The sequence below is a fragment of the Inquilinus sp. CAU 1745 genome, assembly GCF_039839375.1.
Taxonomy (GTDB): domain Bacteria; phylum Pseudomonadota; class Alphaproteobacteria; order DSM-16000; family Inquilinaceae; genus JBDOQU01.
This window is the reverse complement of sequence record NZ_JBDOQU010000016.1, coordinates 85,643-103,447: the sequence shown is the minus strand read 5'-3', so window position 1 is coordinate 103,447 and position 17,805 is coordinate 85,643. Positions and strand designations below refer to the sequence as shown.

The 17,805-nt window shown below is 67.0% G+C and carries 22 protein-coding genes; 17 read left to right on the top strand and 5 right to left on the bottom strand.

Annotated elements, in window-relative coordinates:
* Nucleotides 1–23: 23 nt before the first annotated feature.
* Nucleotides 24–719, top strand: a complete 696-nt coding sequence (locus AAFN89_RS17135) for a dienelactone hydrolase family protein (protein WP_347540430.1) — start codon at nucleotides 24–26, stop codon at nucleotides 717–719.
* Nucleotides 720–736: 17 nt separating this feature from the next.
* Entirely contained in the window at nucleotides 737–1,711 is a 975-nt protein-coding gene (locus AAFN89_RS17130) for a quinone oxidoreductase (protein WP_347540429.1), read from the top strand.
* 45 nt (nucleotides 1,712–1,756) lie between these two features.
* Here AAFN89_RS17130 and rho read toward each other — a convergent pair whose 3' ends face one another.
* Nucleotides 1,757–3,013 (bottom strand): transcription termination factor Rho, encoded by a 1,257-nt coding sequence (rho, locus tag AAFN89_RS17125; RefSeq protein ID WP_347540428.1) that lies wholly within the window; start codon nucleotides 3,011–3,013, stop codon nucleotides 1,757–1,759.
* A gap of 232 nt (nucleotides 3,014–3,245) precedes the next feature.
* Between rho and AAFN89_RS17120 the strand changes: the two genes are divergently transcribed.
* Nucleotides 3,246–3,851: a J domain-containing protein gene (locus AAFN89_RS17120; protein ID WP_347540427.1), complete on the top strand. Its 606-nt coding sequence runs from the start codon at nucleotides 3,246–3,248 to the stop codon at nucleotides 3,849–3,851.
* A gap of 9 nt (nucleotides 3,852–3,860) precedes the next feature.
* On the opposite strand, the gene hemJ is transcribed toward AAFN89_RS17120, so the two are convergent.
* Nucleotides 3,861–4,298, bottom strand: coding sequence for a protoporphyrinogen oxidase HemJ (gene hemJ / locus AAFN89_RS17115; protein ID WP_347540426.1), 438 nt, complete (start codon nucleotides 4,296–4,298; stop codon nucleotides 3,861–3,863).
* 105 nt (nucleotides 4,299–4,403) lie between these two features.
* On the opposite strand from hemJ, the gene hemH reads away from it, so the two are divergent.
* Nucleotides 4,404–5,447: a ferrochelatase gene (hemH, locus tag AAFN89_RS17110; protein WP_347540425.1), complete on the top strand. Its 1,044-nt coding sequence runs from the start codon at nucleotides 4,404–4,406 to the stop codon at nucleotides 5,445–5,447.
* Between the two features lies 1 nt (nucleotide 5,448).
* On the opposite strand, the gene hemE is transcribed toward hemH, so the two are convergent.
* Nucleotides 5,449–6,486 carry a uroporphyrinogen decarboxylase gene (gene hemE, locus AAFN89_RS17105; RefSeq protein WP_347540424.1) on the bottom strand — a complete coding sequence of 346 codons (1,038 nt, stop codon included), beginning with the start codon at nucleotides 6,484–6,486 and terminating at the stop codon, nucleotides 5,449–5,451.
* A gap of 421 nt (nucleotides 6,487–6,907) precedes the next feature.
* On the opposite strand from hemE, the gene AAFN89_RS17100 reads away from it, so the two are divergent.
* Genes AAFN89_RS17100 through dnaQ form a run of 5 tightly spaced genes read left to right on the top strand, consistent with a single transcriptional unit; the run spans nucleotide 6,908 to nucleotide 10,509 of the window.
* Nucleotides 6,908–7,756, top strand: a complete 849-nt coding sequence (locus tag AAFN89_RS17100; protein ID WP_347540423.1) for a pyruvate, water dikinase regulatory protein — start codon at nucleotides 6,908–6,910, stop codon at nucleotides 7,754–7,756.
* Nucleotides 7,753–8,349, top strand: a complete 597-nt coding sequence (locus AAFN89_RS17095; RefSeq protein ID WP_347540422.1) for a Maf family protein — start codon at nucleotides 7,753–7,755, stop codon at nucleotides 8,347–8,349. Before AAFN89_RS17100 ends, AAFN89_RS17095 begins: the two co-directional genes overlap by 4 nt.
* Nucleotides 8,346–9,182 (top strand): shikimate dehydrogenase, encoded by an 837-nt coding sequence (locus AAFN89_RS17090; RefSeq protein ID WP_347540421.1) that lies wholly within the window; start codon nucleotides 8,346–8,348, stop codon nucleotides 9,180–9,182. Before AAFN89_RS17095 ends, AAFN89_RS17090 begins: the two co-directional genes overlap by 4 nt.
* An 8-nt stretch (nucleotides 9,183–9,190) precedes the next feature.
* Nucleotides 9,191–9,796, top strand: a complete 606-nt coding sequence (coaE, locus tag AAFN89_RS17085) for a dephospho-CoA kinase (protein WP_347540420.1) — start codon at nucleotides 9,191–9,193, stop codon at nucleotides 9,794–9,796.
* Nucleotides 9,793–10,509, top strand: a complete 717-nt coding sequence (gene dnaQ / locus AAFN89_RS17080; protein WP_347540419.1) for a DNA polymerase III subunit epsilon — start codon at nucleotides 9,793–9,795, stop codon at nucleotides 10,507–10,509. Before coaE ends, dnaQ begins: the two co-directional genes overlap by 4 nt.
* A gap of 3 nt (nucleotides 10,510–10,512) precedes the next feature.
* Here the strand turns inward: dnaQ and secB are convergent, their stop codons facing one another.
* Nucleotides 10,513–11,055 carry a protein-export chaperone SecB gene (secB, locus tag AAFN89_RS17075; protein ID WP_347540418.1) on the bottom strand — a complete coding sequence of 181 codons (543 nt, stop codon included), beginning with the start codon at nucleotides 11,053–11,055 and terminating at the stop codon, nucleotides 10,513–10,515.
* A gap of 85 nt (nucleotides 11,056–11,140) precedes the next feature.
* Nucleotides 11,141–11,644, bottom strand: coding sequence for an FxsA family protein (locus AAFN89_RS17070; RefSeq protein ID WP_347540417.1), 504 nt, complete (start codon nucleotides 11,642–11,644; stop codon nucleotides 11,141–11,143).
* Between the two features lie 178 nt (nucleotides 11,645–11,822).
* On the opposite strand from AAFN89_RS17070, the gene AAFN89_RS17065 reads away from it, so the two are divergent.
* The 8 genes from AAFN89_RS17065 (at nucleotide 11,823) to AAFN89_RS17030 (ending at nucleotide 17,758) form a co-directional block, all read left to right on the top strand.
* A complete protein-coding gene (locus tag AAFN89_RS17065; protein ID WP_347540416.1) occupies nucleotides 11,823–12,503 on the top strand; it encodes a Tim44/TimA family putative adaptor protein in 681 nt (226 codons plus the stop codon).
* Nucleotides 12,504–12,623: 120 nt separating this feature from the next.
* Nucleotides 12,624–13,415, top strand: coding sequence for a (Fe-S)-binding protein (locus tag AAFN89_RS17060; RefSeq protein WP_347540415.1), 792 nt, complete (start codon nucleotides 12,624–12,626; stop codon nucleotides 13,413–13,415).
* Nucleotides 13,415–14,839, top strand: coding sequence for a LutB/LldF family L-lactate oxidation iron-sulfur protein (locus tag AAFN89_RS17055; RefSeq protein ID WP_347540414.1), 1,425 nt, complete (start codon nucleotides 13,415–13,417; stop codon nucleotides 14,837–14,839). The genes AAFN89_RS17060 and AAFN89_RS17055 overlap by 1 nt, the downstream gene beginning before the upstream one ends.
* On the top strand, nucleotides 14,836–15,513 hold the full coding sequence (locus tag AAFN89_RS17050; protein ID WP_347540413.1) for a lactate utilization protein: 678 nt from the start codon (nucleotides 14,836–14,838) through the stop codon (nucleotides 15,511–15,513). The genes AAFN89_RS17055 and AAFN89_RS17050 overlap by 4 nt, the downstream gene beginning before the upstream one ends.
* Nucleotides 15,514–15,525: 12 nt before the next feature.
* The gene (locus tag AAFN89_RS17045) at nucleotides 15,526–16,077 is read left to right on the top strand and encodes a Smr/MutS family protein (protein WP_347540412.1); all 552 of its coding nucleotides are present in this window, start codon (nucleotides 15,526–15,528) and stop codon (nucleotides 16,075–16,077) included.
* 41 nt (nucleotides 16,078–16,118) lie between these two features.
* On the top strand, nucleotides 16,119–16,661 hold the full coding sequence (locus tag AAFN89_RS17040) for a GNAT family N-acetyltransferase (RefSeq protein WP_347540411.1): 543 nt from the start codon (nucleotides 16,119–16,121) through the stop codon (nucleotides 16,659–16,661).
* 31 nt (nucleotides 16,662–16,692) lie between these two features.
* Complete coding sequence (locus AAFN89_RS17035) at nucleotides 16,693–17,289, top strand: TetR/AcrR family transcriptional regulator (RefSeq protein ID WP_347540410.1); 597 nt, start codon at nucleotides 16,693–16,695, stop codon at nucleotides 17,287–17,289.
* 76 nt (nucleotides 17,290–17,365) lie between these two features.
* Nucleotides 17,366–17,758: an alpha/beta fold hydrolase gene (locus AAFN89_RS17030; RefSeq protein WP_347540409.1), complete on the top strand. Its 393-nt coding sequence runs from the start codon at nucleotides 17,366–17,368 to the stop codon at nucleotides 17,756–17,758.
* Nucleotides 17,759–17,805: the final 47 nt, after the last annotated feature.

Here is a 17,805-nt window from a genome sequence, read left to right as displayed (position 1 = left end):
CCCAGCAACAGGAGAGGAACCAGATGACCAAGGTAATGATCGATGCCGCCGATGGCGGACAGTTCTCCGCCTACCTGGCCGCGCCGGAAGGCGATGAAGGGCCGGGCGTCGTCGTGATCCAGGAGATCTTCGGCGTCAACAAGGTGATGCGCGATACCTGCGACGCCCTGGCGAAGCAAGGCTATTTCGCCATCTGTCCCGACCTGTTCTGGCGGCAGGAGCCGGGCGTGGACATCACCGACCAGAGCAAGGAGGAATGGGACAAGGCGTTCTCGCTGATGCAGGGGTTCGATATCGACAAGGGCGTCCAGGACCTTGCGGTGACGCTCGCCCATCTGCGGGAGAATCCGGGCTGCAACGGCAGGGTCGGTGCGGTGGGCTTCTGCCTGGGCGGGCGGCTCGCCTATCTGATGGCGACGCGGACGGATGTCGATTGCTCCGTCGGCTATTACGGCGTCTCGCTGGAAACGATGCTGGACGAAGCCGGCAACATCCGGAAGCCGCTGATGCTCCATGTCGCGGAGAAGGACAAGTTCTCCTCGCCGGAGGCCCGGGCCAGGATCGAGGCCGCGCTGGGCGACCTGCCGAAAGTGACGCTTCATTCCTATCCCGGAATGGACCATGCTTTCGCCCGCGTCGGCGGCGAGCATTATGACGCCGAGGCGGCCGAGCTTGCCAACCGGCGCACGGCGGAATTCTTCAAGTCGAACCTGCAATAGAACGGAATTAACAGGACATGGTCCACGCGATCCGCATCCATCAGACCGGCGGTCCGGAACAGCTTCACTGGGACGAGGTCGATCCAGGTTCTCCCGGGCCGGGACAGGCGAGGGTCCGGCACGGCGCCGTCGGCGTCAACTATATCGACACCTACCACCGGACGGGCCTCTACCCGCTGCCGCTGCCTGCGGGCATCGGCATGGAGGGCGCGGGCGTGGTGACCGAGGTGGGGCCGGATGTGCCGGATCTCAAGGCGGGTGATCGCGTCGCTTACGCCGGCGGCCCGCCGGGTTCCTATGCGGAGGAACGGGTGATGCCGGCCGACCGGCTGGTGAAGCTGCCGGACGGCATCAACGATAAGCAGGCCGCAGGCATGATGCTGCGCGGCATGACGGTGCAGTACCTGCTGGAATCGACCTTCCCCGTCAAACGGGGTCAGACCATCCTGGTCCATGCTGCGGCCGGCGGCGTCGGGCTGATCCTCTGCCAATGGGCGAAGCATATCGGCGCGACGGTGATCGGCACCGTTGGGTCGGAGGAAAAGGCGAAACTGGCGCGGGCCAATGGCTGCGACCATCCAATCCTCTACAAGACCGATGATTTCACGAAGGCGGTCAAGGACATCACCGGCGGCGAGGGCGTGCCGGTGGTCTATGACGGCGTCGGCAAGGATACCTTCTCAGGCTCGCTCGACTGCCTGTCGCCGCGCGGCATGATGGTGCTGTTCGGCGCGGCGTCCGGCCCCGTCCCACCCTTCGACCTCAGCCTGCTCGCCAGCAAGGGCTCTCTCTTCATCACCCGCCCGACCCTGTTCACCTATACGGCGAAGCGGCCGGACCTGCTGGCCAGCGCGGAGAGCCTGTTCAAAGTGGTGACCGGCGGGGCGGTGAAGATCGATATCGGCCAGGAGTTCCCGCTGAAGGACGCGGCGGAGGCGCATCGAGCGCTGGAAGGCCGACGGACGACAGGATCGACGATCCTGATCCCGTAACGAAAAGGCCCCGGTTCGTCTGAGCCGGGGCCTCAAGTTCCGCACCTATTGGTTCATGCTGTCGAAGAAGTCCGAATTGGTCTTCGTGTGCTTCAGCTTGTCCAGCAGGAAGTCCATGGCGTCGGTGGTGCCCATGGGCATCAGGATGCGGCGCAGGACCCACATCTTGCTCAGCACGCCGCGATCGACCAGCAGCTCTTCCTTCCGGGTGCCGGACTTGCCGATGTCGATGGCCGGGAAGGTCCGGCGGTCGGCGATCTTGCGGTCGAGGATCAGCTCGGAATTGCCGGTGCCCTTGAACTCCTCGAAGATCACCTCATCCATGCGGCTGCCGGTGTCGATCAACGCCGTGGCGATGATGGTCAGGCTGCCGCCTTCCTCGATGTTCCGGGCCGCGCCGAAGAAGCGCTTCGGCCGCTGCAGGGCGTTGGCGTCGACGCCGCCGGTCAGCACCTTGCCGGAGGACGGGACGACGGTGTTGTAGGCGCGGGCGAGGCGGGTGATCGAATCCAGCAGGATCACCACGTCCTTCTTGTGCTCGACCAGGCGCTTGGCCTTCTCGATCACCATTTCCGCCACCTGGACGTGACGGACAGCCGGCTCGTCGAAGGTCGAGGATATGACCTCGCCCTTCACCGACCGGTCCATGTCGGTCACTTCCTCCGGCCGCTCGTCGATCAGAAGGACGATCAGATAGGCTTCGGGGTGGTTGGTGGAGATCGAGTTGGCGATGTTCTGCAACATCACCGTCTTGCCGGTGCGGGGCGGCGCGACGATCAGCGCGCGCTGGCCCTTGCCGATCGGCGATACCAGATCGATGATCCGGGAGGTGAAGTTCTTCTTGGTCGGATCCTCGACCTCCATCGCCAGCCGCTCGTCGGGGTAGAGCGGCGTCAGATTGTCGAAATTGATCCGATGGCGGACCCGGTCGGGATCCTCGAAATTGATCGTGTTGACCTTGGTCAGGGCGAAATAGCGCTCGCCATCCTTCGGCGCCCTGATCTGGCCTTCGACCGTGTCGCCTGTCCGCAGGCCGAACCGCCGCACCTGGTTCGGCGATACATAGATGTCGTCCGGCCCCGGCAAATAATTCGCTTCGGGAGACCGAAGGAAACCAAATCCATCCGGCAGAACCTCAAGAACGCCAGATCCGAAGATCGCGACGTCGTTATCGGCCAACTGCTTCAGGATCGCGAACATCATATCCTGCTTTCGCAGGTTACTGGCGTTCTCGATCTCCAATTCTTCGGCATACGCCAGCAAATCGGCTGGCGATTTGTTCTTAAGCTCTTGCAGATGCATTAGGGGGTCCCGATGCCGGGTTCGTTGGCGCCCGTGAAGGCATGGCAGGTTGGGGAAAGGGGTCGGTAGCGGCTGCCCGCGGTGGTTGAAACGCCGCGAGTCGTTGGGATCGAAGCCAGCGACCGACCATCAAGACTTGCAGATGGTTACCGAAACGGCCTTGGCAAGTCAATCTATCCCGATCCTCCCATTTCACCTGTTGGTAACCGGGTGTGGGGGAAACTCCCGGTCCATGATGAAATCCTACGTCGTCCCCTGTTCCTCCCGCTTCCGCGACGCCGTGACCGACCTGGCGCGCCGGCGGGGCGCCACCCTGTCCGGGCTCGCGCGGGAGGCCATCTGCCTCGGCGTCGACCGGGCCGAGCGACTGGCCGATCCCGGCGATGCGGAGCGCGGCGACCGTGAGGAGATACGGCTGCGCCGCGGCCCCCGTCGGGGCCGGACGATGCGCCGCAAGCCGCGCCTCCAGCTCCGGCTGCCGGACGGGCTTTCATCGCCGGCGATCCGCCGGCTGCTCGCCCTGCGCCTGGCCGTGGAGGAGCGCGACCCGCTGGCGGCGCTTGAGGAAGCGGTGGCCGAGGCGCGGGCGGAAGCGGCCGATCTGCGCCGGGACCGGGCGGTTCTGGCGTTCGACCTCCTGCCCGGCGGCGTCAGAACCGCGCGGGACGCGCTCTACGTTCTGGGATTCCCGCCTTCCGCAAAGCCGGATCGTCCCGCCCAGAAAACGCGGTTCCGGGCCTTGTCGCTGATTTTCCATCCCGACCGGCCCGGCGGCGACGCGGCGCGGATGGCGCAACTCAACGAAGCGATCGCGCTGCTCGGCCGGGCAGCGCCGTGACGTCCGCGCTCAGAACGGGCGGACGATCACCATGATGACGATGACGACCATCAGAAGGGCCGGAACCTCGTTGACGATCCTGTAAAATCGTTCCGATCGCGTGTTCTTTCCGGCCTCGAAATCCTTGCGGCGCGCGGAAAGAAAGCCGTGGATGCCGCTCAATACAAGGACACAGGCCAGCTTCACATGCAGCCATCCCTGCTCCAGAAGGGCGGTGTTCATCACGATCATCGCGATGCCGAGGATCCATGTCGCCGCCATGGCCGGATTGATGATCGCGCGAAGCAACCTGCGTTCCATCACGACGAACTTGCCGGCGGCCTCGGAGTCCGGCGCGACCTGACAGTGATAGACGAAGAGCCGGGGCAGGTAGAGCATGCCGGCCATCCAGGCGATCACGGAGATGACGTGGAAAGCCTTGACCCAACTGTAGAGATCACCCGCCATGACTGCGACTCCCTGTCCCGCCGGATTTTACAGCGCCGCATCGTCCCGGGGCCGATCCGCGCTATATAGGCGGCAAGTCATAACCGAAATTGCCCCCTGAACGCCATGTCCTCCCTTGCCGCACCGCCAGAAAATTCCCGGCCCGCCGACCACCCGCGGATCGCGCCGGACGGAACCGGCGTCCTGCTGGTCAATCTGGGAACGCCCGACGGCACCTCCTATTGGCCGATGCGCCGCTATCTGAAGGAATTCCTCAGCGATCGCCGCGTCATAGAGATGAATCCGATCCTGTGGAAAGTTATCCTCAACGGCCTGGTCCTGACGACCAGGCCGTCGCGCAGCGGCAAGGCCTATGAGGCCATCTGGAACCGGGAGCAAAACGAATCCCCGCTCCTGACCGTGACCAGAAGCCAAGGCGAAGCGCTCAGCGAAAGGCTGGAAGGCGAGGTCAGAGTGGACTGGGCGATGCGCTATGGCGCGCCGTCGATCGAGGAGCGGCTGAAGGCGCTGATCGAAGCCGGTTGCCGCCGGATCCTCCTCTTCGCGCTCTACCCGCAATACAGCGCCGCCACCACGGCCACCGTCCACGACAAGGCGTTCGACGCGCTGAAGAAGATGCGCTGGCAGCCGGCGATCCGGACCGTGGGGTCCTATCACGACGATCCGGCCTATATCGACGCCCTGGCGCGATCGGTGGAAACCCATCTCGCCGGGCTGGACTGGGAGCCGGAAGTGGTGCTGGCGTCCTTCCACGGCCTGCCGAAGGATTACCTCCTGAGAGGCGATCCCTACCATTGCCAATGCGCGAAGACCGCGCGCCTGCTGCGCGAAAGGCTGGGTTGGGACGAAAGGCGCCTGCAACTCACCTTCCAGTCGCGCTTCGGCCGTCAGGAATGGTTGAAACCCTACACCGACGAGACACTGAAGCGCCTGGCCGAAAGCGGCGTGCGGCGGGTCGCCCTCGTCATGCCGGGATTCGTCGCCGACTGCGTGGAGACGCTGGAGGAGATCGGCATCGCCGGCCGGGAACTGTTCCTGGAAGCCGGCGGCGAACGCTTCGCCCGGATACCGTGCCTGAACGACAGTCCCGACGGAATGGACGCCATCGAACGGGTCGTCCGCCGGGAGCTTTCCGGCTGGATCGGCTGAGCTAGGCCGGGTTCGCGCCCCGGATCAGGTCGGCCAGCAGCCCGACATGCTCCGGCGGGGTGTGCTGAAGCACGCCATGGCCAAGATTGAAGATGTGGGGTCCGCCGGACAGCCCCTCGATGATGGCTTTCGCCTCCGCCTCAAGAGCTTCGCCGCCGGCCATCAGCATCACGGGGTCGAGATTGCCCTGAACCGGCATCCGCGATTGCAGGCGGTCGACGGCCCAACCCAGCGGGACGGAGGTGTCCAGCCCGATGGCCGTCACCTCCGTCTCCGTCGCATAACGTTCGTAAAGCGCGCCTGCTCCCTTCGGAAACCCGATGATGGGGACCGTCACGCCCCGCTGGCGGAGCCCCCGGACGATTCGCCGCGTCGGCGCGATCGACCAGCGGGCGAAGGCGGATTCGGGCAGGACGCCCGCCCAGCTATCGAAAAGCTGCAGCGCCTCCGCCCCCGCCTCGACCTGGGCCGCTAGGTAGCCGACAGTCGCCGTCACCAGAAGGTCGATCAGCGCCCCGAAGCCCACGGGATCCTGATAGGCGAAGCGTTTGACGGCGGCGAAATCCCGGCTGCCTCCCCCTTCCACCATATAGCTGGCGACGGTCCAGGGCGCGCCGGCGAAGCCGATCAGCGCGACCTCGTCGGGAAGGGCCGCCCGGACCCGCCTCACCGTTTCATAGACCGGCGCCAGCACCTCGTGCAGCCGGTCGTCCTTCAGCCGTGACACATCGCCAGCGCTCGTCACCGCGTCCAGTTTCGGGCCTTCGCCCTCGACATAGCGGAGCGGCTGGCCCAGCGCATGGGGCACGACCAGGATGTCGGAGAAGAGGATGGCCGCATCCATGCCGAAGCGCCGGATCGGCTGCAACGTCACCTCCGCCGCGAGAGCCGGGTTGTAACAGAGATCGAGGAAGCTTCCCGCCTCCGCCCTGACCGCCCGGTATTCCGGAAGATAGCGGCCGGCCTGCCGCATCAGCCAGAAGGGGGGGCTGGGAAGGCGTTCGCCATTGAGGGCGCGGAGGAAGGGTTTGGAGGTCATTCGAACGGTGTCCGGGTCTTCGCGATCGGCGGCCAAGGGGTACGACACTCCTCCTTCACATTAAAGAGGAATAGGGTTGTGGTAGTGGTGGATGGCTGTGAAACCCGGGGATCACCGGAAGCCGCCGGATTGTCCACACACTTATCCTCGACCGGTGGATTGTTTGGCCACCTCTGTGGATAACCCCGTGGATTGCGAGCAAAAGCGGTAGGCGGAAGGACCTGAATCGCCGGGAAAAGGTATCGCGTCCGAACGTCACTCCCGCTGTGGCGGGCCAAGCAGCGATCTTTGTCCACGGGTGGAAGATGAAGTCCGCGCTTTCCGTCCCAGCGGGGATCGTTGGCGACCGGCCGGCCCGGGCGGCGGAGTTGCCCACATTTTTGGACAGACTTTCCCCAGAGCGCTGGTAAAACTTGGCTCCATGATCGAATCCAAGAACTTTCATCTCCATCTCGTTTCCGACTCCACCGGCGAAACGATCCAGAGCGTCGCGCGCGCCTGCGTTGCCCAGTTCGAGGGCGTGGAGCCCGTGGAGCATTTCTGGAACCTGGTGCGAACCGATCGGCAGCTCGATCTGGTGCTGGAGGATGTGCAGCGGAATCGCGGGATTGTCGTCTATACGCTGGTCGACGACCATCTGAGGCAACGGCTCCAGGATATCTGCCTGCAGCACGACGTGCCCTGCGTCTCGGTCCTCGACCCCGTCATGGTCGCCTTCGCCCGCCATTTGAACATGCAGAGCCAGAGCCGGCCAGGCCGCCAACATATGCTGAACGCGGCCTATTTCAGCCGGATGGAGGCGATGGATTTCGCGCTGGGCCACGATGACGGCCAATCGACGGAGGAGTTGCACCGGGCCGACGTGATCCTGGTCGGCGTCAGCCGGACTTCCAAGACGCCGACCTGCCTCTATCTCGCCAACCGGGGGGTGAGGGCCGCCAACGTGCCGTTCGTGCCGGGCGTCCCGCTGCCGACGGAGTTGGACCAGCTTGCCCAGCCGCTGATCGTCGGGCTGACCAAGGATCCCGACCGGCTGATCCAGATCCGGCGGAACCGGATGAAGATGCTGAACCAGGGCGGCACCACCAACTATATCGACCCGGAGGTCGTGCGGGCGGAGGTCATGGAGGCGCGGCGGTACTTCAACCGGCGCGGCTGGCCGATCATCGACGTGACGCGCCGGGCGATCGAGGAGACGGCGGCGGAGATCTTCACCCTCATGTCCCGCCGCCGCCCGCCCGGCGCGCCGCCGGTGGAAATAGCTCCATGACGGGGCTTGTCCTGGCGTCCGGCAGCCGCGTACGTCTCTCGCTTTTGAAGGAGGCGGGCGTCGCCGTGACGGTCGATCCCGCCGCGATCGACGAGGACGAGGTGAAGGCCGCCTTCCGCGCCGACGGGGCGGGCGCGGAGGATGTCGCCGAGGCGCTGGCCGAGATGAAGGCCCGGCTGGTCAGCCGCCGGCATCCGGGCCGGCTCGTCATCGGCTGCGACCAAATGCTGGACTGCAACGGCGTCTGGTTCGACAAGCCGCCGGACATCGACCATGCCAGGGCGCAGCTTGCCGCCCTGCGCGGCCGGTCCCACCGCCTGGTCTCCTCCGCCGTGGCGGTAAAGGACGGCGAGCGGCTGTGGCACCATACCGACCGGGCGACGCTCGCCATGCGGCCCTTCAGCGACGGCTTTCTCGATTCCTACCTGGCGCGCGTCGGCGGGGCGGCGCTGACATCGGTCGGGGGCTACCAACTCGAAGGGCTGGGCGCGCAGCTCTTCAGCCGCATCGACGGCGACTATTTCACGATCCTTGGCATGCCGCTGCTGCCGATCCTGGATTATCTGCGCGTACAGGGGCTTCTGGACATATGAGGCGTCCCACCGGCAAGTCCGCGCTGGCGGGGGTGATGGGATGGCCTGTTTCCCATTCCAGATCGCCCGTATTGCACACGCACTGGCTGGACCGGTACGGGGTGGACGGCGCGTACGTGCCTCTCCTGGTCGCGCCTGACAGGCTGGAGGACGCGCTGCGGGGACTTCCGGCGCTGGGCTTCCGGGGCTGCAATGTGACCCTGCCGCACAAGGAGGCGGCGCTGACGCTGGTCGATGGCGTCACCGGCCGGGCGCGGCGGATCGGCGCGATCAATACGGTGACGGTCCGGGAGGATGGCGGGCTGGAAGGCGACAATACCGACGGGTTCGGCTTCCTGGAAAGCCTCCGCCCCGCCGGCATTGATATCGCTCGCGGTCCAGCCGTCGTGGTCGGGGCCGGGGGCGCGGCGCGGTCGATCCTGGTGGCGCTTCTGGACGAGGGCTGTCCGGAGATCCGGCTGGTCAACCGGTCGTTCGACCGCGCCCGCTCTTTGGCCCACGCGCTGGACGGTCCCGTGACGGCGCTGCCCTGGGTGGAGCGGACAGAGGCGCTGGCCGGCACCGGCCTGCTGGTCAACACCACCTCCCAGGGCATGGTCGGGCAGCCGCCCCTCGATCTCGCGCTGGATTTGCTGCCGACGGACGCGCTGGTGACGGACATCGTCTACACGCCGCTGGAGACGCCGTTGCTGGCAGCGGCGCGGGGGCGGGGCAATCCGGCGACGGATGGGCTCGGCATGCTGCTCCATCAGGCGCGGCCGGGATTCCGGGCCTGGTTCGGCATCGATCCCACCGTCGACGCCGCCCTGCGCGCCGCCGTGCTGGCGGCGTGACCCGAAGAATGGTCATCATCGGCCTGACCGGCTCCATCGGCATGGGCAAGACGACGGCCGCGCGCATGCTGCGGCGGATGGGGGTGCCCGTCCATGATTCCGACCGGGCGGTCCGGACCCTGCTGGAGCGGGACCGGGAGGTGATCTCCGCCGTGGCGGCCTTGTTTCCCGACGCGGTGCGAGACAGCGTCGTCGATCGCGCAGCGCTGGGCCGGAAAGTCTTCGCCGATCCCGAGGCGCTGGAACGGCTGGAAGCCATCCTCCATCCCAGGGTCCGGGCGCGGTCGGATGAGTTTCTGCGCCGCGCCGCCCTCGCCGGCGCGCCGGTGGCGGTGCTGGACGTGCCGCTGCTGCTGGAAACCGGCGGCGACCGCCGGTGCGGCCTCGTCGCCGTCGTCAGCGCCCCGGCTTTCGTTCAGCGGCAGCGCGTTCTGGGCCGCCCGGGCATGACGGCGGAGCTTTTGGCCGCTATCCTGGACCGGCAGATGCCGGATCGGGAAAAGCGCCGCCGCGCCGATATCGTGGTTCCGACCGGCCTCGGCCGCGCCGTGACCTGGCGGGCATTGCGGCGGATGGTGGATTCCGCGCGGAAAACGGACGAACGGGGACGATGAGAGAGATATCGCTGGATACCGAGACGACCGGCCTCAGCCCCGAAGAGGGCCACCGGATCGTCGAGATCGGCTGCGTGGAGCTGTTCAACCACATTCCCACCGGCCGGACCTTCCACCGGTACGTCAACCCCGAGCGCGACATGCCGGCGGAGGCGTTCGCGGTTCACGGGCTGTCGGACGAGTTCCTGGCGGACAAGCCGCTCTTCGCCCAGATCGCGGGGGAGTTCCTGGATTTCATCGGGGACAGCCGGCTGGTGATCCACAATGCCGAATTCGACATGCGGTTCATCAATGCGGAGTTCAGGCGGCTGGGCCTGGCGATGCTGCCCAAGGCGCGGTCCTTCGACACCGTCGCGCTCAGCCGCCGCCGCTTTCCCGGCGCGCAGGCCAGCCTGGACGCGCTCTGCCGGCGCTACGGCATCGACAATTCCAACCGGATCCTGCACGGGGCCCTGCTGGACGCGGAGCTGCTGTCGGAGGTCTATCTGGAGCTGATGGGCGGCCGCCAGCCGGGCCTGACGCTGGGCGGCGCGATCTATGAGGAGACGGAGGTCACGGTGGTCGCCGTCTCGCGGCCCCGGCGGGAGCCGCGACCCCATGCGCCGACAGCCGACGAGCTGAAGGCGCATGAGGCGTTCCTGGCGCGCCTCAAGAATCCGCTATGGCTGGCCCAGGGTAACAACGCAGCCGACAAGGCGCGGCTGGAGGCCTGACGCTCAGTTCACCGGGGCGTTGGCCGGCGGCGCGGCCGCCTGACCCTGCTGCTTGGCCTTCAGGGCCTGGAGCTGGCGGCGGAAGAGATCGGCGAAATCGATCGGCTGGACCAGCATCGGCGGGAACCCGCCATTGCGCGTCGCCTCGGCGATGACCGAGCGGGCGAACGGGAACAAGAGGCGCGGCACCTCGATCAGCAGCAGCGGCGCGGTGTGCTCCTTCGCCACGTTGGCGAGCGTGACGATGCCGCCATAGGACAGCTCCACGATGAAGGCCTGACGGTCGCCGGCCTTCGCGTCGCCCTTGATGTTCAGCACCACCTCATAGGTGGTGTCGGAGATCTGGTTGGTCCGGACATCGACATTGACCGCCACCTGCGGGGAGGTCTGGCCGCCCATCAGGCTCTGCGGCGCGTTCGGGTTCTCGAACGACAGATCCTTGACGTACTGCGCGGAGATCTGGATCGGCACAGCGCCCGATTTCGGGGCCGCCGCGCCTGCGGGCGGCTGTGCGCCATTGTCGGTCTTGGGGGTTTCGTCGGTCATGGGCGGGCTCCTGAGGCACTGGAAAAAGAAGGCGCTTGGCTAGCACGGATCGGAGGACGGCGACAACCGCGGGTCCCGGCTGGTTCTAGGGGCGGCTGTCGGGCCGCCAGCGGGATTCCTTCGCCGGCGGCAGGTCGCCATCGGAATCGTCCACCTCCTGATAGTCGCCATCGATCACATCGGGACGGCCGGGGGATCGCGGGGGGCCGCCGGGCGTCACGATCGTCATCCTGCCGTGCTTCCGGAAATAGCGTATCACCGCCGCCCCCGCCCAATGGCGAACCGGGGGGATCATGAGAAGGAAGCCGATCGCGTCGGTGATGAAGCCCGGCGTCAGCAGGAAGGCGCCGGCGAAGAACAGGCAGACGCCGTCCACCAGCTCCCGGACCGGCGCCTCGTTGCGGTTGAGGCTCGCCTGGGCGTCGCGCACGGTCTTCAGCCCCTGCCGCCTGAGCAGCCAGAGGCCCAGCACGGCGCTGAGCACGATGCAGAGAAGGGTGGGGCCAAGGCCGATGAGCCCGCCCACCTGGATGAAGACCGCGATCTCCGCGATCGGGACGAGGATCAGCGCGAGCAGCACCAAAGCCATGAGTTTTCCTTGCCGTTTCAGGCTTGACGGCCTATCTGTCACGATAGAACGCCGTCGGTAACGATACAGAAGGCGGCGCCGAGCGAAGAGGGCGGCCGCGCCATCGCTGTCACGTAGTGTGTCGGCCCTCCGAGGTCCAGGAAAACCCTAATTGCGCCAGGCGGCGCTTGAGCGACTCATGGGCGACGGCTTGTACTTCATCGATATCCTTCTCCTCGCGATGATCGCGGCTTTCCTGATTTTCCGGCTGAGGAGCGTCCTGGGCCGGCGGACGGGGAATGAGCAGCAGCGACCGAACCCCTATTCCTCCCGTCGCGACGCGGAAGGGTCGGGCAACGACAATGTCGTGAACCTGCCGGAGCGCAACGGCCCGCCGCCCCCGCCGGACCCGGCGACCGCCGGTCAGGACCACGGCCTGACCCAGGTGAAGATCGCCGATCCCAGCTTCGACCCGCGCAGCTTCGTGGGCGGCGCGCAGGCGGCGTTCGGGATGGTCGTGGAAGCGTTCGCCCAGGGCGACACGGCGTCGCTGCGGCCGCTGCTGAGCGACGATCTCTACGACGAATTCTCCAGCGCCATCCGCACCCGGATCGCGGAGGAGGAGAAGCTGGAAACCACGATCGAGCAGATCAAGAGCGCCGAGGTCGTGGACGGCCGCGTCGAAGGCAGGACCGCCTTCGTCACCGTCCGGTTCGTCTCCAGCCAGGTCAACGTCACGCGCGACGCCGATGGCGCGGTGGTCGACGGCGATCCGGAACGGGTTCTGGATGTGACGGACATCTGGACCTTCGCCCGCAACACGCGCTCCTCCGATCCGAACTGGACGCTGGTGGAGACGGGCACGCCGGGCGAGCCCTGATCCGCTTCCGGTCCGGCCCCTCCCCTTGCCAGCATTGGTAATACCAGCCATTCTGATGCTCGGATTCCAGGGGCTTCGGGATGTGTCCCGCCGTCCCGAAAGCAGCGGGATATCAACGCCATGACGGAAGTCCCCGCCCGCGATGGCGCGCCGCCTCGCGTCGGGCTGTTCGTGACCTGCCTCGTCGATCTCTTCCGGCCGACCGTCGGCTTCTCCGCGCTGAAGCTGCTGGAGGATGCCGGCTGCGTCGTTGAGGTTCCGCAGGCCCAGACCTGCTGCGGCCAGCCCGCCTACAACAGCGGCGACCGGGCCGACACCGTCGCCATCGCCCGGAACGTCGTCGAAGCCTTCGAAGGCGTCGATTATGTCGTCGCGCCCTCGGGCTCCTGCGCCGGGATGATCCGCAAACATTATCCCGATCTGCTGGCGGACGATCCGCGCTGGGCCGCCCGCGCCGGGGACCTCGCCGGCCGGACCCATGAGCTGATCTCCTTCCTGGCCGACGTGATGGGGGTGCGGCGCGTCGACGCGCCCGGCTTCGACCGGACGGTGACTTATCACGACAGCTGCTCCGGCCTGCGGGAACTGGGGGTGAAGGCCCAGCCCCGCGCGCTTCTCAAGAGCGTGGAAGGCGTCCGGCTCAAGGAACTGCCGGGCGCGGAAACGTGCTGCGGGTTCGGCGGGACCTTCTGCGTGAAATATCCGGAGATTTCCAACCGCATGGTCGCCGACAAGGCGCAGGCGATCGCCGACACCGGCGCCGATGCGCTGCTGGCGGGCGATCTGGGCTGCCTGATGAACATGGCGGGCAAGCTGAAGCGGTTGGAGTCGGAGGTCGAGGTCCGGCACGTCGCCGAGGTGCTGGCCGGGCTGACGGACGGGCCGGCGATCGGCGTCGGGGAGCCGCGCTGATGCAGCCCACCAGCCACGCCTTCAAGGAGAACGCCCGTTCGGCGCTGGGCGACGCGCAGCTCCGCAAGGCGCTGGGCAGCATGAAGGCGGGATTCCAGGACAAGCGCGCCCAGACCATCGGCAAGCTGCCGGAATGGGAAAGGCTGCGCGACGAGGGCAAGCGCATCAAGGACGACGTGCTGCGAAACCTCGATACCTATCTGGAGGCGTTCGAGGGCAAGGTCGTCGCCAATGGCGGCCACGTCCATTGGGCCCGCACGGCGGCCGAGGCGCGGGAGGCCGTCCACGATATCTGCCGCCGCGCCGGCGCCCGGACGGTGACCAAGGGCAAATCCATGGTCACCGAGGAAATCGGCCTCAACGACTATCTGGAGGCCAAGGGGCTGACGCCGATCGAGACGGATCTGGGTGAATACATCATCCAGCTCCGCAAGGAATTGCCCAGCCACATCATCGCGCCGGCCATCCATCTGACCAAGGAACAGGTGGCGGAGAGCTTCTTTCAGCACCATGAAGGATTCGATCCCGCCCGTTCGCTGGAGGAACCGCGCGCCCTGACGGACGAGGCGCGCGCCGTCCTGCGGCAGAAATTCCTTTCCGCCGATGTCGGCATCACGGGCGCCAATTTCCTGGTAGCGGAGACGGGGTCGACCGTCATCGTGACCAACGAAGGCAATGGCGACCTGACGCAGAACCTGCCGAAGATCCATGTCGTCGTCACGTCGCTGGAGAAGATCGTGCCGACGCTGGAGGATGCGTCGACCATCCTGCGGCTGCTGGCGCGCTCCGCGACCGGGCAGGAATTCAGCGCCTACACGACCTTCTCCACCGGGCCGAAGCGGCCGGGCGATCTGGACGGGCCGGACGAATTCCATGTCGTCATCGTCGACAATGGCCGGTCGGCGCTCCTGGGCACGGAGGCCGAGGAGGCGCTTCGCTGCATCCGCTGCGGGGCCTGCATGAACCATTGCCCGGTCTATGCCGCCATCGGCGGCCACGCCTATGGCTGGGTGGTTCCGGGGCCGATCGGCGCGGCGCTGGGGCCGGGGCTGATCGGCCTGGAGGAAGCCCACGACCTGCCCAACGCCTCTACCTTCTGCGGGAAGTGCGAGGAGGTGTGCCCGATGCGCATCCCGCTGCCGAAAATCATGCGCCATTGGCGAGAGGAGGAGTTCCGGAGGAATCTATCCCCCGCCGCCGCGCGCTACGGCATCAGGCTGTGGGCCTTCGCGGCGCGCCGCCCCCGGCTCTACAGGCTGGGCGTGGACCTTGCGGCCCGACTGTTGGGCCGGCTGGGCGGCCGGAAGGGGCGGTTCCGCAGGATGCCGCTCGCCGGGGGCTGGACGGACTGGCGGGACCTGCCGGCGCCGGAGGGGCGAACCTTTCAGCAGCTCTACGCCGACCGGAAGGGCGACAGGCCATGAGCGGCAGCGTCGATTCCCGGTCGCAGATCCTGGCTTCCGTCCGCCGCGCGGCGGGACGTGATCGGCAGGGGGAAAGCGGTGCGGCGGACCGGTTGGCCCGGCATTCCCGCAACCTGATCCCCGCCCGCACCGATATCGACCCGGCCGCGCGGGTCGCGCTGTTCGTCAGGATGGCGGAGGAGGTGAACGCGACCGTTATCCGTGTTGCATCACTGGACGGTGCCCCGGACGCGGTCGCGAACTATCTGGCCGGCCACAATCTGCCGGCGGCGGTAAGGGTCGCTCCCGATGCGGCGCTCGACGCCGTTCCGTGGGCGAAACGGCCGACACTGACGGTCGCCAGGGGCAAGGCGGAGGAATCCGACCTGTCGAGCGTCACGGGCGCGGTCGCCGGCATCGCGGAGACCGGGACGTTGATGCTGGCGTCCGGCCCCGGCAGTCCGACGACGCTGAATTTCCTGCCCGACAACCATATCGTCATCCTGCGGGCCGATCAGATCGTCGGGCCCTATGAGGACGCCTGGGACCGGCTGCGCGCCGAAGGGCCGATGCCGCGCACTGTCAACTTCGTCACCGGTCCTTCGCGAACCGGCGACATCGAACAGAAGATCCAACTGGGCGCGCACGGCCCGCGCCGCCTGCACATCATCCTGGTCGGCGAGCCGGAAACCTGAGCCCGCCTGTCCATGTCCCGATCCCGGAAACCGACCGCCGACGAAAAGCGGCTGTGGCGCGCCGTCATGCAGGGCGTGACGCCGCTGCGCCCGGACAATCCCGTGCCCGAGGACGTGCCGCCGCCGGCCGCGCCCGCCGATGAGCCGGCGCGGCGGCTGAAAGAGGCGATCAAGGCGGCCCCGCTGCCCGCGCCCAAACCGCCCTTGCCGCCGCTCGCGCCCGGAAAGACGCCCGGGCTCGATCGCCGGTCGGCGGATCGGCTGAGGCGGGGACGCATGGATATTGACGGAAGGCTAGACCTGCACGGCATGAGCCAGGCCGTGGCCCATGATGCGCTGACCGGCTTCGTGCTGGCCAGCCACCGGATGGGCCGGCGCGCCGTGCTGGTCATCACCGGCAAGGGGCTCTACGGCGAAAGAAGCGGCGTGTTGAAATCCGCCGTCCCCCGATGGCTGAACGATGCGCCGCTGCGCGACAAGATCCTCGCCTTCCAGCCGGCCCAGCCGAAGGATGGCGGCTCGGGCGCGCTCTATGTCCTTCTCAAGCGCCGGCGGGACGGCTGATCGGACTTTCGCCCGGACGGCCATTCTGGGAGGCTGGAAGGATGACGGACCGGCGATCCTTCCGACCGCGCGACATCAGCCTTCGCGACGGGCGGATCTTCCATCTGCGCCCGATCGATCCCGCCGACGGGCCGCTGCTTCGCGACATGATCGACCGGTCCGCGCCGGAGGATATAAGGCTGCGCTTCTTCGCGCCGATCCGCAGCCTGACGGAAGAGGCGGCCGAACGGCTGTCGAGGGTCGATCCCGCGAACGGCATGGCGCTCGTGGTCGAGGCCCCGGAGGATGGACGCAACGCCATATTGGCCGTCGGACGCTTCGCCATCGGCCCGGCGGCGGACGAGGCGGAATACGCCGTGATGGTCCGGTCGGACCTCAAGGGCCAGGGGCTGGGCTATCTGCTGATGAGGGAGATCATCGCCTACGCCCGGAATCACGGGCTGCGGCGGCTCTATGGCGAGGTTCTGCGCGAGAACGCGACCATGCTGCGCATGGCGGACGAGCTGGGCTTCCAGCGGCGAGAGGATCCCGACGATCCGGGGCTGGTGCGGGTCATCGTCGACCTTGCGGCGAAGATTGCTTGAAATAGTACGATCGTTCGTTTAATTTCTCTTCATGGGCAAGGGCGAACGGACACGCGCGGCGATTCTGGACCAGGCGATCGACCTGGCGAGCGTCCGCGGGCTGGAGGCGATCAGCATCGGCGATCTGGCCGGCCGGATGAGCCTGTCCAAGAGCGGGCTGTTCGCGCATTTCGGCTCCAAGGAAGCCTTGCAGAAGCAGGTTCTGGAAATATCCGTTGAGCGGTTCAGGGAGATGGTGCTGCGGCCGGCGCTCAAGCGCCCGCGCGGCGAGCCGCGCCTGCGGGCGTTGATCGATCTCTGGCTTATCTGGAACGACGATCCCGAACGGCCGGGCGGATGCCCGCTGCTGGCCGCATCGCTGGAGCTGGACGACGTGCCGGGGCCGCTCAGGGACTATCTGGCGGACATGCGCCGCCAGTTCCTGGAGTCCATAGCCCGGATCGTCGAGGGCGGGATCACCGAAGGACAGTTTCGTCCGGATCTGGACGCCCATCAGGTGGCGTTCGAGATCAACGCCCTGATCTACGGCCACACCTTCGCCAGCCGGCTGCTGCGCGACCGGGAGGCCGACCGCTTCTTCCGTGCGGCCTTCGACCGCCTGCTGGAAGACGCCCGCTCCCGTTCCTGAACGTTCAAGAGGGAAGACAGCCATGTTTCGCTATTTCAGGAATTTTAAAAGCACGAACGTTCGTTTGAGGATTGCATTGCCGGAACCCTCGTCGGAACGCCATCAACTGACGATCTGGGACTGGCCGGGACATCTGGCGGTCTGGAGCTGGGGGCGCGGGCCCGTGCTTCTCCTCCTCCACGGTCCCGGCGGCGGCGCCGGCGATCTTGCGCCGCTGGTCGATCCGCTCGTCGCGACGGGCTACCGGGTCGTCGCTCCAGACCTTCCGGGCCATGGCGACAGCGACGGCGATCCGCACGATTCGGCCGATGCGGTCGCGGTGATCACCCGGCTTGTCGGCCCGATCCGCGCCACTGCCGGCATGGCCGACGGGCTGGTGGACTATCGCCTGACGGATTCTGGCCCGGCCGCCCTGGACCGGCTTCTCGCCTGCCTTGACGACGAGGTCCCGACGGCCAAGGTGGCGTGAGCCGCAAATCTACCATGGCTTTCGTGACAGATTTGTTACATCCTCCC